The organism is Acidovorax sp. AC410, from assembly GCF_979253235.1.
Genome location: NZ_CEEDCG010000001.1, coordinates 2,671,530 through 2,684,770, shown reverse-complemented (window position 1 = coordinate 2,684,770; position 13,241 = coordinate 2,671,530). Strand labels below are relative to the sequence as shown.

Annotated in this window: 10 protein-coding genes; all 10 read right to left on the bottom strand. The window is 67.2% G+C overall.

Features of this window, described 5'->3' with window-relative positions; genetic code table 11:
- Positions 1-52: 52 nt before the first annotated feature.
- The 10 genes from AC0IZS_RS12575 to rfbB all read right to left on the bottom strand — a co-directional run bounded on the left by AC0IZS_RS12575 (position 53) and on the right by rfbB (position 13,188).
- The gene (locus tag AC0IZS_RS12575) at positions 53-556 is read right to left on the bottom strand and encodes a hypothetical protein (protein WP_471635918.1); all 504 of its coding nucleotides are present in this window, start codon (positions 554-556) and stop codon (positions 53-55) included.
- A 25-nt stretch (positions 557-581) separates the two neighbouring features.
- Positions 582-2,390 carry a methyltransferase domain-containing protein gene (locus AC0IZS_RS12570; RefSeq protein ID WP_471635917.1) on the bottom strand — a complete coding sequence of 603 codons (1,809 nt, stop codon included), beginning with the start codon at positions 2,388-2,390 and terminating at the stop codon, positions 582-584.
- A gap of 55 nt (positions 2,391-2,445) precedes the next feature.
- Positions 2,446-6,339: a glycosyltransferase gene (locus tag AC0IZS_RS12565; RefSeq protein ID WP_471635916.1), complete on the bottom strand. Its 3,894-nt coding sequence runs from the start codon at positions 6,337-6,339 to the stop codon at positions 2,446-2,448.
- Positions 6,340-6,732: 393 nt separating this feature from the next.
- The gene (locus AC0IZS_RS12560) at positions 6,733-7,629 is read right to left on the bottom strand and encodes a glycosyltransferase family 2 protein (protein WP_471635915.1); all 897 of its coding nucleotides are present in this window, start codon (positions 7,627-7,629) and stop codon (positions 6,733-6,735) included.
- Positions 7,626-8,738: a DUF1972 domain-containing protein gene (locus AC0IZS_RS12555; protein ID WP_471635914.1), complete on the bottom strand. Its 1,113-nt coding sequence runs from the start codon at positions 8,736-8,738 to the stop codon at positions 7,626-7,628. The genes AC0IZS_RS12560 and AC0IZS_RS12555 overlap by 4 nt, the downstream gene beginning before the upstream one ends.
- Positions 8,735-9,706, bottom strand: coding sequence for a glycosyltransferase (locus AC0IZS_RS12550; protein WP_471635913.1), 972 nt, complete (start codon positions 9,704-9,706; stop codon positions 8,735-8,737). Before AC0IZS_RS12550 ends, AC0IZS_RS12555 begins: the two co-directional genes overlap by 4 nt.
- A gap of 32 nt (positions 9,707-9,738) precedes the next feature.
- Positions 9,739-10,302, bottom strand: coding sequence for a dTDP-4-dehydrorhamnose 3,5-epimerase (gene rfbC, locus AC0IZS_RS12545; RefSeq protein WP_471635912.1), 564 nt, complete (start codon positions 10,300-10,302; stop codon positions 9,739-9,741).
- Between the two features lie 14 nt (positions 10,303-10,316).
- On the bottom strand, positions 10,317-11,201 hold the full coding sequence (gene rfbA, locus AC0IZS_RS12540) for a glucose-1-phosphate thymidylyltransferase RfbA (RefSeq protein ID WP_471635911.1): 885 nt from the start codon (positions 11,199-11,201) through the stop codon (positions 10,317-10,319).
- 11 nt (positions 11,202-11,212) lie between these two features.
- Entirely contained in the window at positions 11,213-12,103 is an 891-nt protein-coding gene (gene rfbD, locus AC0IZS_RS12535; protein WP_471635910.1) for a dTDP-4-dehydrorhamnose reductase, read from the bottom strand.
- Positions 12,100-13,188 carry a dTDP-glucose 4,6-dehydratase gene (rfbB, locus tag AC0IZS_RS12530; protein ID WP_471635909.1) on the bottom strand — a complete coding sequence of 363 codons (1,089 nt, stop codon included), beginning with the start codon at positions 13,186-13,188 and terminating at the stop codon, positions 12,100-12,102. Before rfbB ends, rfbD begins: the two co-directional genes overlap by 4 nt.
- Between the last annotated feature and the right edge of the window lie 53 nt (positions 13,189-13,241).

The window sequence follows — 13,241 nt, the reverse complement described above, 5'->3', positions numbered from 1 at the left end:
AGGGCCGGCGGACCCACCCGCCTGACCCTTGCGGCGCTGCCACGGCCCCTCATCAGCGCGACTTCAGAACCGCGTCGAGATTGACGTGCTTCCACTGCCCATCCACGGTCTCCCAGATATCGGAGGTGCGGAAGTTGGAGTCCGGCTTTTTCCCGGTCGGATCGACCAGCGTGAGTTCCACTTCCATGCTGGCATTCTTGCCATCCTGGGTGACATCATGCACCTTGAACGATTTCAGGATCCAGGCTTTCGCATGGTAGTCCGCATAGAACTTGGAATCCGTCCGCTTGGGGTCGATCCCATGCTCGAGATCGTAGCGCACACCCCAATTGCGGTCCACATGGGCTTGCCAATAGCGTTTGAAGTTGGTAAGCACACCAATCTGTACCATCTTCGACTCCAGGGCCGCCGACTCGAACACGATGTTCAGCGGGGCGGATGCCGCCTGGGCAGTCCCCGCGCCGGCAGCGGGCTGCTGGGTGGCGCAGCCAGCAAGCCATGGAACCGCCGCGACCATGGCGGCGGCGAGCGTGATCTTTCGTGCAATGTTCTTCATAGGTCTAGCGAGATAGTGTGGATCTTCAACGCATCACAGGGATGTGACGCGCACGGAATGACTGCTCTTGCAACAGGTGAAAGAGCACCAATGGGATATGGGCTACCTGGCGATAGTTCAAGTCAATGATGGTACCCGCACCATTTCGGCGCAACGCGTCACCTGCCAGCAGCACGCAAGGCGCGAGGACGGAAAACGAACAATCGGCCTGAGGCACCGGCGCGCTCAGACAGCGTGCGGGCGGCATCACGTCATCGCGCCCCAGAACGGCAACGTAGTCGGCCATGATGGCCTGGGTATCGGGCCGTGCCTTGACCAGCGTGAACACCTCCTGCAAGGCGTTGAAGGCGAGCGTGGTGCCTTCCTGCAGCACCAGCCGGTACTGCCCGCGCCAGGCATACGCGTCGGCAGTCTCCGGCCGGGGGACGATGGTCAGCCGCGAGTCCAGCCGGGCAAAGTCCTCCATGGCCCGGCGCACTGCAGGGGACTGGTCGGGGTGCCCCAGCAGCAGGAGCTCCCAGCCCGTGTAGGTCTGGCGCACCAGCGAAAAGAAGGTGGCGGTAAGGGCTGCCACGTCGAATGGCTGCACTACCGCGGAGACGAATGGCGCGGCCACCGGCTGGGATGGTTTTGCTTGCATGCCCCCCTGCGCCGCGCCTGCGCCAGACAACGAGCGCCAGCCATCCCTCATGGAGCGCCACAGGCCTGGCGGCACCACGGCGCGCACCATGTTCTTCGCGTGGAACAGGGCATGCGCTCGCCGCCCCGCTGCCAGGGGGGCATCTTCGCCCGCATCGGCGATGAGCCGGTAGTACTGCGCCAGGTAACGCGCCTGGTCGTTGGCGAGCAACTGCTGTTCACGCACCATGCCCAGTTCCGCGCGAAGATGCTCGATGTCCATGCGCGCGGCAGCCAGCTTGCGATCCAGGTCGGTGGCCACGACAGATGCTGCGCCTGCAAGCGCAGGTTCCGAAGCACAAGACAGCGTCTTGGGGGGGTTGACCGCACGGATGGAAACCCCCGCAGCCAGCGTACGCAGATGGTGTTCCGGCAGCGCAGCGAGTGCATCCATGATGGCGGCATCCTGCGGCTGTGCCGCCCCCGTGCCGGAGCGCTGCAAAGCATCCACCACCTCGCCCAGCGGCGTGGCACGCAGCAGCGCGGCGGCATCGGCAGGCAGACGGTCCAGGTAGACACCCAGAAACCAGCTCAGCGACCACCTTGGATGCTGGTGGGGCTCCACGCCGCTCCAGCGCAGGTCGAACTCGCGGAACCACTCGCGCAGGCCGGTCTCGGTGGCGTTGTAGAAATGGTGGGGGTAACCGTGCTCTGGCTGGAGGAAGGCGGTGTCGATCTTGACCACCCCACCCGGCTTGAGCACGCGGCGGATCTCCTCCACCGCCGCCTGGGGGTACTGCAGGTGCTCGAACACCGCCTGGCTGATCACTGCGCCAAAACTGTTGTCCCGGAACGGCAGCCGGTCGGCGGAGCCGACCACGTCCGTCATGGGGTAGCGGAAGATGTCGATCTGCACCACGTTGTCCCAGCGCTGCAGCTTGCCACCCGCACCCAGGTCCAGCACCCATTCGCCCCGGTGCTCCTCGATGATCCTGAGCGACTCCTGGCTGTAGGGATGGCGCGAGACCGGATCGTCCACCGACGCCTCGCCCGTGCCCGCTTCCTCGATGGTTTCCGGCAACAGCACGGGCACCCCATTGCGCAGGGGATAGGCCGTGCCGCAGCCACCGCACACCACCTGGCTCGGGTGCTGGTTCAGCCTGGAACCGCAACGCGGGCAGGCCAGCAGCGGCAAAAGAGAGTCAAGTCGGCTCATACGATGGTTCAAGGAGGAAAACGGTCATGGAGCAGGGACGGCGACGGGCACCGCCTCAGGAAACCCGGGGCGGCCAGGCCAGCGAAAAGTCTTCGGCGTCGATGGTCAGGTTGGGGTTGTAGCAGGGGTCGTTGGCCAGCAAGGCGGGCCAACGGGTCTGCAGGATCTTCACTTCCGAGTTGAAGCGCTTTTGCTTCTCGGGCGTGTCCTCGTAGCCGCGCGAGACGGACTCGTGGTGGATCAGCTCGGCATAGGGCGTCCAGTGGTTGCGGTAACCCGCCTCGCGCACGCGCAGGCAGAAGTCCACGTCATTGAAAGCCACGGCCAGGCTCTCGTCCAGGCCACTGACCTCTTCGTAGATGGACTTGCGCAGCAGCAGGCAGGCCGCCGTGACGGCCACGAAGTCCTGCGCCAGCACGGCGCGGCCCATGTAGCCGTGCTGGCCGCGGGCCAGCAGCTTGTGCGCATGGCCGGCCACGCCGCAGACCAGCACCACGCCCGCGTGCTGGATGCGGCCATCGGGGTACCACAGCCGTGCGCCCACGCAGCCCACGCCGGGCTCCAGCGCCGGGCCCACCATCTCGTCGAGCCACTCGGGGTGGGTGGCCTCGATGTCGTTGTTCATCAGCAGCACGAACTCGCCGCGCGTGGCTTCGTGTACCGCACGGTTGTTGATGGCCGAGAAGTTGAACGGCCCATCGTCGCGCAGCACCCGGATCTGCCCCGATGCCGTGCGCTCGGCCAGCAGCTGCAGCGAAGCGGCTTCGTCGCTGCCGTTGTCCATCACGATGATTTCGTAGTTGGGGTAGCGGGTCTGCACCAGGCTATCGAGGCACTGGCGCAGGATCTTCTCGCCGTTGCGGGTGGGGATGACGATGCTCACCAGCGGCGGGTTGGCGGGAATGCCCCAGCGCACGCGGTACATGCCCGATGCCTCGGGGGCTTCCAGCACCTCGCCCTGCAGGCCGCGGCGCTGCAGGTGCTCCTGCAGGGCACGCCGGCCGGCTTCGAAGGCATAGCTCTTGTTGCCGTGGCCCGAAGCCGTGCTGCCGGTCGCCGTGCGCCAGTGGTAAAGGATCTGCGGCACATGGAGTACGGCCTCCGGCGCCACGCTGTCGACGGCGCGCAGCGCCAGGTCGTAGTCCTGTGCGCCCTCGAAGCCCACGCGCGGGCCACCGAGCTGGCGCATGAAGTCCGCGTCATAGACCGCGAAGTGGCACATGTAGTTGTGCGAGCGCAGCAGGCCCAGGTTGAAATCGGGCTTGAAGTAGGGATCGAAGCGCCGACCGGTCTGGTCGATCTTGTCCTCGTCGGAGTACAGCACCTTGCCCTGCGGGTTGCGCGCAAAGGCCTGCATGGCGCGCAGCAGCGCATGCGGCGTGAGCTCGTCGTCGTGGTCGAGCAGGGCGATGTACTGGCCCTTGGCCAGGGCGATGGCCGTGTTCGTCGCCGCCGAGATATGCTGGTTCTTTTCGTGGAAGGCCAGGCGGATGCGGGGCTCCTCGGCAGCTGCCGCCTCCAGCAGAGCGCGCGTGCCCGCCTTGGTCGATGCATCGTCGCAGATGCACAGCTCCCAATGCGGGTAGACCTGGTTCTTCACCGAGGCAATGGCGCGACCCACGTCCTGCGGATCGGGGTTGTAGACCGGCATGATGATGGAGACCAGGGCCTTGCGCGGCAGTTCGGCCACTTCGGCCACCAGCCGCGAAAGCCTGACCGGGTCCATGGTGTCGTATTTCGCCACCCAGTCGGCATAGCTGCGTGGTGCGGCACCGGCCACCGCATCCGGCACGGGCGCACCGGTATCCAGCGCTTCCAGTTCGTGGCCCGAGCCATGCAGCATGCGCCGCAGGCGCTGGCGCACACCCTGCACGCCCTGGGTGCGCAAAACCGACGCCGTGCGCTTGACCAGGTGCGACAGGCCCACACCCCGGCTGCGCGCGACCGAATAGGCCGCCACGACGCTCCTGGCGTAGCGCGGCAACCGGACCACCAGGCGCAGCGGCCGGGTGACCTTCCATGAGCGCGAGCCCGTCACCAGGCGCAACTGGTGTTGCGTAGCGTCCAGCATGGTCTGCAGGTTGTGGGCATGGTTGCGCGCCAGCGCGATCTCGGCACCCAGCGCGGCGGCGGAAGCCTCCAGGGAACCGATGTGCGCCTGGGCGTCGGTGTACAGGTCCAGCACGTTCGCGCCGTGCTGGTTGGCCAGATCCCGCTCACGCATCACAGCATGGAGTTCCGCGATGGTGGCGTCGCGCTCTTCCTGAACCAGGTCGCGTGCGGCGCAGGCCAGCTCGTGCGCTTCGCCCAGGTGGTGCGCGTCCTGGCGGGCCTTGTCTGCCGCCTGCTGCGCGGCCAGGGCCTGCTGCTGCTGACCGACCAACTCCTGGGTCAGGCGCTGGCGTTCGTCGGCCAGGCGCGTCACGTCCTTGGCACGCTCCGCCAGTTGGGACAGAAGGCTGCGCCGAGACAGAGAACGCGTCACCAGCTCTTCGAACGTTTGCTTCGACTGCAGCACCTGCCACTTGGCATAGAGCTGCGCCGTGGCATCGGCTGCGCGCTGGCGGTCGGCCTGCACGCCCTCACCCGCTCCGGCATGGATGCGGTAGGCGGCCGAGACGCCGGGCACGAACTGGAACGGCGTGCTGCGCTCCACCTGCAGCCAGAAATCCCAATCCTCGTACAGATCGAAGCGCTCGTCGAAGGCGGCGCCACCGGCCTGCACCAGGCTGCGGTGGAACAGCACCGCGTGGATGGGCATGAAGTTGCCGTAGCGCAGCTCGCCCGAGGCATAGGAGAACTGGAAGATCTCGCCCACGGGTTCGCTCTGGGCATCGACGCATTCCACGGCCGTATGCACCGCCTTGACGGTGGTGCTCTGGCGCACGGCCAGCACCAGCTTGGCAATGTGGTCCGGGTAGAACCAGTCGTCGTCGTCCAGGAAGATGAGGTACTCGCCGGTCGCCGCCGCCATGCCGGCATTGGCCGCCAGCGCGCGGCTGAGCTTTCTGCCCTGCGAGACCAGGCTCACGGGCACCGGGCCACCGGCCCACGGCGTACCGGGCAGGCCGTCGCCGGCAGCGTCCACCAGCACGATGTTCAGGTGCGGGTAGGTCTGCAGTGCCACCGACCCGAGCGCCTTGGCCAGCGTGGGGCGGCCCATGGTGCGCACGATGACCGACACCAGCGGCACATCCTGCGGCAGCACGGCCACGCCGCGGCCCAGCAGGCGCTGCTTTTCACCCTCGATCAGCAGTGGGCCACCGGCACGCAGTTCTGCCGAGGTATAGCTCTCGAAGGCCTCGGCATATTCCGCCGCGGGGAACAGCGTGAGCGCGCGAAAGCGGTTGAGCGCGGAGATGAAGCTCGCGTAGGGAAGTTTCTTCTCCTGGCTGGCAAAGACCTGCATGGCCTGCTGCTTGAGCGCCCAGACGGGGGTGATGTCCAGCAGCCGGTTGGGCCGCAGCGGCGCACTCACCTCGTACAGGTGCAGGCCCACGCCCTCCAGCCGGCGCACGGCCTCGATGGCGCACAGCGCCGTGGCGCGGTGGTCGGGGTGCAGCTCCCAGGGCGACGGGGCATACACCACGTCGGCACCAGTATCGCCAATCGCCTGGATGATCCTGTGCACCAGCGCTTCGCCATAGGTGATTTCGCGGTCCGGCAGGTCCCAGCACTGGGGTGGCGGCAGTCCCAGCACGCGGGCTGCCTCGGCACTTTCGGACAGACGGGTATCCGCATAGCTGTTGCCGGCGCCTTCTTCACCGTGCCCGCCGGCGGTCAGCAGGACGACATGCACGGGATGCCCCGCCTGGAGATGCCCGGTGATGGCTCCGCCGCATCCGAAAACCTCGTCATCGGGATGCGGTGCCAGTACGAGCACGCCCCCCGGGGCGGGAGGCACGGGAGAGGCGTGGTAGGGAATGATCTCAGCCTCGCTAGGGTGCATGTTGTGCATTCAGATCAGGAAAGGAACGTGGGGACGGTCTGTGGCGCATGGAAACCACCGGCGTGCATCCGCAAAAAAGGCGCAGGCACGGCAAGGGCCGGGCCCTCGCTGGCGGCAGCCACACCTTCGATGAAGGCCAGGCCATCGCCAATGAAAAGGACCGCCGTGGATGCCAGGGCAGAGACCAGGTCTGTGGGATTTATTGCCTGAGGCCCGCCGCAGCGGCCCTCAAAGCGGGTCTGCAATTCTATATTCTGTCGTATGCAGCCACGATCATGCGCTTACCCACGCAACGGCAACGGATTGTTGCACCACAAAGCCCTCCTGCATCCGGAATATTGCGCATTGCTGCGGCACCGGTCACACCCATGCGGCATCTTTCCAGCGCCCCGCCTACCCAGGCGGGCGTCGCAACAGCCCATGCACCGCACCCCGGACCACGGCGATCACGCGCGCCAGCCGCTGGTCGGGCAGCAGGGGTTGCAGCAGCAGCTTGCGCGCCAGCGGGGCGAGCAAGCTGCGGCGCCAGCCCCTGGGTACGCTGCGCGAACGCAACAGCCACAGCGTGTTGCGGACCTGGAAGTAGATGCGCTGCGGCGGATGCGCCAGCACCTGGCGCCCCAGCACCGCTACGCCCGCCTTGCCGATGGTGTGCTGCAGCACGACCGCCCCGGTTTGCTGCACCGTCCAGCCCCGGTGGCGGGCACGCCAGCACCACTCGGTATCGACCATGTCCACGAACCAATCCCCCCTGAACGGCCCCACGGCAGACAGGGCTGCCACCGGGTACAGGCAGCCGGAGGTGATGACGTGGTCCACCGCCACTGTCTGCTGCACGGACCAGGGGTCCGCAGACACCACCAGGCCCAGGCACGGATCCACGCGCCGAACAGGCAATGGCCTTGCCGTGGCTTCGTCGCGGATGGCGGGCCCGAGCGCGGCCCAACTGCTGGCGGCATCCCCCGCATGCGACCACACCGCCAGCAGTCCAGCCACATACCCTGCGGGCGGCAGAGAGTCCTGATCGAAGGTCAGCAGGAAATCGCAGGGGCCATCCAGCGCCCGCTGGCGGGCCAGGTTGAGCGCCGCCCCGACCCCCAGGTTGCCTGGCGCCAGATGCCACTGCACGGCGGCCATGTCCGACCAGGGCGCCGCTGTGGGGTCAATGGACTGGCCGTTGTCGACGACCAGCACATCCGCCACCTCCTGCTGCAGGCGCGCAATCAGCGCCGACAGCCGGTGGACATCCGGGTGGTAGGCCACCACGCAGGCCAGGACGCGCGGCTTCATGGAGCAGCCGCCCCGCAGCACAGCGCCTCGTAGGCATCGGCAATCGCCTCCCAACGGTAGCGCCCCGCCAACGCCGGCCCTGGCAGCCACGCTTGTTCCTGCGGGGCCTGCAACTGCCGTGTGAGCGCCGGTACATCGGCAAAATAGCCCCCCTGGTTGTCCAGCGTATGGCGATTGAAGCTGCAATCAAAGGCCAGCAGCGGCCGTTGGTACGGAAGCATCTCGACCAGCGAGGGATTCGTGCCTCCCACGCTGTGCCCGTGCAGATAGACATGGCAGCCGGCGCGCAGGGCTGCCAGCGCCTCGGGGTCGAACAGGGAGTCGATGAAGCGCACACGCGGCTCACCGTGGTAGCGCGCCAGCAGCTCGCGCCCCAGCGGCGTGGCGCTGAAGTTGCCCACCAGCACATACAGAAGCAGGGGCGATGCGAGGAAGGCCTGCAGCATCTCGGCGATGTGGTTTTCGGGTTCGATGCGTGCCACTGTGAGCAGATAGCCTCCAGGCGCCAGTCCGAAGCGCTCTTTCAGCAGCGCATGCGCCTGCCCCTCAGGCAACTGCAGCACATGGTCGCAGCCATAGGCGATGACCGTGCTGGCGCGGCCGTACCGGGCCTGCACCATGTCGGCAATGCCCTGGTTGTCGCTGACCACCACGTGCGCGCAGCGCACGGCCAGGGCCTCGCTGCGCTCGAGGAACCAGCGTTTGAACCCGGTCCATTTGTCGCGCCGGGTCTCCAGCCCGTCCACGTTCACGATGATGCGCCGCCGGCCGGCCATGCGGCGCAGCAAGGGCAGGAAGATGCCGCCCGACACGCCCATCACCAGCATGGCATCCACCCTGCGCCAGCACACCAGGAAGTTGAGCAGGTCGTAGGGCACCGACCACAAGCCGTTGGCGCGCAGCGGCAGGTAGCGATGGGTCAAGCGCTCGCTATTCGCGGCGAATGCCGTGCGGCCCACCGCCGAGCCGAAGACCAGGGTGGCATGCCCCCGTCGCGCCAGCCGGGGCGCAAGTTGTTCGACGCAGGTCTCGAAGCCGCCATAGCGCGCCGGCAGGCCATCGGTACCGATGACTGCGATGCGAAGCCGCCCCCTGGAGGAATCGCTCATGGGCTGGTGCCCCGGGGTACCGGGCGCAGCGCCTGCAGCAGCAGGAAGAGCCCCATGGCCCGGCGCCGCAGCGTGGGCCCCGACACCAGCGCATGCCATGCGAGGTGCAGCGCCACCCGCGCCCGACTGCGGCCGGCCCAGGGCTGCGACAGCCAGCCGGGCACTCGGGCCGCCGGGGATGCGGCTGGCAGCAGGCCGCCCGGCTGCGCCCGCGCCCAGGCCATGGCCTGCCCCAGCACACGCTCGGCCAGTTGCATGCCGCGCCGCAGCTGCTCGCCCAGCGAGCGCTGGCGCGCTGCGCCCAGCAGGTTGGCGCCATGCTGGCGGTACAGCGACAGGCACTGCGGCACGCAGACCAGGCGCTGCATGCGCTGAGCCACCAGCGCCACCGCCCAGTCGTGCATCACATAGGCCGACGGCTCGGGCAGGCGAACCACGCAGGCCAGCATGTCACCCGAGAGCACCAGCGTGTGCCCGATCACCGGGTTGACCAGCAGCAGGCGCCGGACGTCGAGGTCACGGGGCACGGCATAGGGGTTGCCGGTATAGAAAGTGGGCTGCAGGGGCGCAAGCGCTTCGTCCACCACCTGCACGTCATGGAACAGCGCCCAGGGCTGGGGCTGCCGGTCGGCAGCCTCCAGCATGGCTGCCACCTTGCCGGGCAGCCAGACGTCGTCCTGGTCGGCCAGAAAGAGCTTGTCACCCGGAGCGACCCGGGGCGCCAACTGCGCCATGGCGTTGAAGAAGGACATTGCCGGGCCGGGAGCGGCGTCAACCCAGTGCAGTTCGAGCGGCGCCCCGCCAGCTTCCTGTGCCAGCTGCGCCAGCACCGTACGGGTGCCGTCGTCCGAGGCATGGTCGAAGACGTGGATCACATCCACCGCCCGCGACTGGGCCCGGATGGAGGCAATCTGCTGTGCAATGAAGCGTGCCCCGTTGTGGCTGCACAGGAGCACATGCAGGGTCATGCCGGGCTTTTCAGGTGCGCCACGGGCCGCCGTCAGCGGGCGGCAGCAGCAGCGAAGACTTCCGCATTCTCCAGGGTCAGGCCCTGCTGGTCCTTGGCCGACAGCAGCGGATTGGCGCCGATGTCGGGCCATTCGATGCCGATGGAGGGGTCGTTCCAGATGATGCAGCGCTCATGCGCCGGCGCGTAGTAGTCGGTGGTTTTGTACAGGAACTCCGCCGTCTCGCTGAGCACCAGGAAGCCGTGCGCAAAGCCCGGCGGCACCCACAGCTGGCGGTGGTTGTCTTCGCTCAGTTCCTCGCCGACCCACTGGCCGAAGGTGGGCGAGCCCTTGCGGATGTCCACCGCCACGTCGAACACGGCGCCGCGCACCACACGCACCAGCTTGCCCTGGGGCTGCTGGACCTGGTAGTGCAGGCCGCGCAGCACGCCGCGGGCGCTGCGGCTGTGGTTGTCCTGCACGAACTGGTGGTCGGTACCGGTGGCCTCGTTGAAGGCACGCTGGTTGAAGCTCTCGTAGAAGAAGCCGCGCGCATCGCCGAACACCTTGGGTTCGATCAGCACGACATCGGGAATGGCCAGTCGGGTTGCTTGCATGGGGAGAGCGATTTTCAGTAGATTTTTTCTTTGAGCACGCGCATCAGGTACTGGCCGTACCCGTTCTTGGTCAGCGGCTGGGCCAGCCGCTCCAACTGCGCGCTGTCGATCCACTGGCTGCGCCAGGAAATCTCTTCAGGGCACGCAATTTTGAGGCCCTGGCGGTGCTCCAGCGTGGCGATGAACTGGCCGGCCTCAAGCAGACTCTCGTGCGTGCCGGTGTCGAGCCAGGCATAGCCCCGGCCCATGATCTCCACATTCAGCTGGCCGCGCTCCAGGTACAGGCGGTTCAGGTCGGTGATCTCGTACTCGCCCCGGGCCGAGGGCTTGAGCCCCTTGGCCAGCTCCACCACCTGGTTGTCATAGAAGTACAAGCCCGTCACCGCATAGCTCGACTTGGGGACCTTGGGTTTCTCTTCGAGCGACAGCACCTTGCCGTTGGCATCGAACTCGGCCACGCCATAGCGCTCGGGGTCATGCACGTGGTAGGCGAACACGGTGGCACCATCGGTGCGCTCCGCCGCGCTGCCCAGCAGCTCGTGGAAGTCGTGGCCGTGGAAGATGTTGTCGCCCAGCACCAGGGCACTGGGTGAACCATCGAGGAAGGACTCGCCGATCACGAAGGCCTGGGCCAGACCGTCCGGGCTCGCCTGCACCGCGTACTGCAGGTTGATGCCCCACTGGCTACCATCGCCCAGCAACTGTTCGAAGCGCGGCGTGTCCTGCGGAGTGCTGATCACCAGGATGTCGCGGATGCCCGCGAGCATCAGCGTGCTCAGCGGGTAGTAGATCATGGGCTTGTCGTACACCGGCAGCAATTGCTTGCTGATGGCCAGGGTGGCCGGGTGCAGCCGGGTACCGGAGCCTCCAGCGAGGATGATGCCTTTGCGTGCCGTCATGGGGTATTTTTTCAAAGAATCTCGGTGAGCATGCGCGCCACGCCCGTCTGCCAATGGGGCAGGGTCAGGCCAAAGGTGCTGCGCAGCTTGGTGGTGTCCAGGCGCGAGTTGTGGGGGCGCACGGCCGGGGTGGGGAAGGCGCTGGTCGGCACAGGCGCCACTTCCTTGGCGATGATCTTTTCAGCCACCGGGTGCCGGGCCGCAACCGACAGGACGTACTTCGCGTACTCGTTCCAGTTGGTTTCGCCGGCCGCCACCAGGTGGTACAGGCCCGCATCTTCGGGGCGCTGCTGCAGGTGGCGGATGGCATGGGCCGTCACATCGGCCAGCAGGTCCGCGCCGGTCGGGGCGCCCCATTGGTCGTCGATCACCGTCAGGCGCTCGCGCTCCTGGGCCAGACGCAGCATGGTCTTGGCGAAATTGCCGCCGCGTGCGGCATACACCCAGCTGGTGCGCAGGATCAGGTGCCTGGCACCGGACTGGGCAATGAGCTGCTCGCCTTCGAGCTTGGTGCGGCCGTAGACGCTCAGGGGCGCGGGCGCATCGGTCTCCACCCAGGGGCGGCTGCCGCTGCCGTCGAACACATAGTCGGTGCTGTAATGCACCAGCCAGGCGCCGAGCTTCGCCGCCTCCTGCGCAATGGCGCCGGGGGTGGTGGCGTTCAGCGTGCGCGCGAAGTCCGCCTCGCTCTCGGCCTTGTCCACGGCGGTGTGGGCGGCAGCATTGACGATGACGTCAGGGCGCAGGGCGCGCACCGTCTCGGCCACGCCGGCCGGGTTGGAGAAATCACCACAGTGTTCCGCGCTGTCGAAATCCAGCGCCGTCACGGTACCGAGCACGGACAGGCTGCGCTGCAGTTCCCAGCCGACCTGGCCGCCTTTACCCAGGAGCAGGATGTTCATGCGCTGGCGTCCGCAACGGCTGCGGGCTCCTGCGCGTACTGGGTCTGCACCCAATCACGGTAGGCGCCTGTCTGCACGCTGGCCACCCAGTCGGCATGGTCCAGATACCACTGCACCGTCTTGCGGATGCCAGTGTCGAAGGTCTCGGCGGGCTTCCAGCCCAGCTCGCGCTCGATCTTGCGCGCGTCGATGGCGTAGCGCCGGTCGTGGCCGGGGCGGTCCTTCACATAGGTGATCTGGGTGCGGTAGCTCTGGCCGTCGGCACGGGGGCGCAGCTCGTCGAGCAGGCTGCAGACCATGTTCACGATCTCGATGTTGGGCTTCTCGTTCCAGCCGCCCACGTTGTAGGTCTCGCCAGCGGTACCGGCCTCCAGCACACGGCGGATGGCGCTGCAGTGGTCCTTCACGTAGAGCCAGTCGCGCACCTGCATGCCGTCGCCGTACACCGGCAGGTTCTTGCCGGCCAGGGCGTTGACGATCATCAGCGGGATCAGCTTCTCGGGGAAGTGGTAGGGCCCGTAGTTGTTGCTGCAGTTGGTGGTCAGCACCGGCAGGCCATAGGTGTGGTGCCAGGCGCGCACCAGGTGGTCGCTGGCCGCCTTGCTGGCGCTGTAGGGGCTGTTGGGCTCGAAGCCGCGCGTCTCGGCGAAGGCCGGATCGGTCGGCGCGAGCGATCCGTATACCTCGTCGGTGGAGACGTGCAGGAAGCGGAAGGCCTCGCGGTCATCGTCGGGCAGCGCGCTCCAGTAGGCGCGCACGGCCTCCAGCAGGCGGAAGGAACCGACGATGTTGGTCTGGATGAAGTCCTCGGGCCCATGGATGGAGCGGTCCACATGCGATTCGGCCGCGAAGTTGACCACCGCACGCGGCTTGTGCTCGGCCAGCAGGCGGGTGATGAGGGCGGAATCGCCGATATCGCCCTGCACGAAGACATGGCGTGCATCACCCTGGATGCTGTCCAGGTTGTGCAGGTTGCCCGCGTAGGTGAGCTTGTCGAGGTTGACGACGGGCTCGCTGGAGGCAGCAAGCCAGTCAAGAACGAAGTTGGCGCCGATGAAACCCGCGCCGCCGGTAACCAGAATCATAGGGTGGGCTGTGTGAAATGCCTGCTCGGCAGAACCCGCGATTATCCCACCCC

Coding starts and splice junctions, on each gene's coding strand:
- rfbA (WP_471635911.1), bottom strand. CDS start 11,201: ATGACGGCACGCAAAGGCATCATCCTCGCTGGAGGCTCCGGTACCCGG.
- AC0IZS_RS12555 (WP_471635914.1), bottom strand. CDS start 8,738: ATGAGCGATTCCTCCAGGGGGCGGCTTCGCATCGCAGTCATCGGTACC.
- rfbD (WP_471635910.1), bottom strand. CDS start 12,103: ATGAACATCCTGCTCCTGGGTAAAGGCGGCCAGGTCGGCTGGGAACTG.
- rfbB (WP_471635909.1), bottom strand. CDS start 13,188: ATGATTCTGGTTACCGGCGGCGCGGGTTTCATCGGCGCCAACTTCGTT.
- AC0IZS_RS12550 (WP_471635913.1), bottom strand. CDS start 9,706: ATGACCCTGCATGTGCTCCTGTGCAGCCACAACGGGGCACGCTTCATT.
- AC0IZS_RS12565 (WP_471635916.1), bottom strand. CDS start 6,339: ATGCACCCTAGCGAGGCTGAGATCATTCCCTACCACGCCTCTCCCGTG.
- rfbC (WP_471635912.1), bottom strand. CDS start 10,302: ATGCAAGCAACCCGACTGGCCATTCCCGATGTCGTGCTGATCGAACCC.
- AC0IZS_RS12570 (WP_471635917.1), bottom strand. CDS start 2,390: ATGAGCCGACTTGACTCTCTTTTGCCGCTGCTGGCCTGCCCGCGTTGC.
- AC0IZS_RS12560 (WP_471635915.1), bottom strand. CDS start 7,629: ATGAAGCCGCGCGTCCTGGCCTGCGTGGTGGCCTACCACCCGGATGTC.
- AC0IZS_RS12575 (WP_471635918.1), bottom strand. CDS start 556: ATGAAGAACATTGCACGAAAGATCACGCTCGCCGCCGCCATGGTCGCG.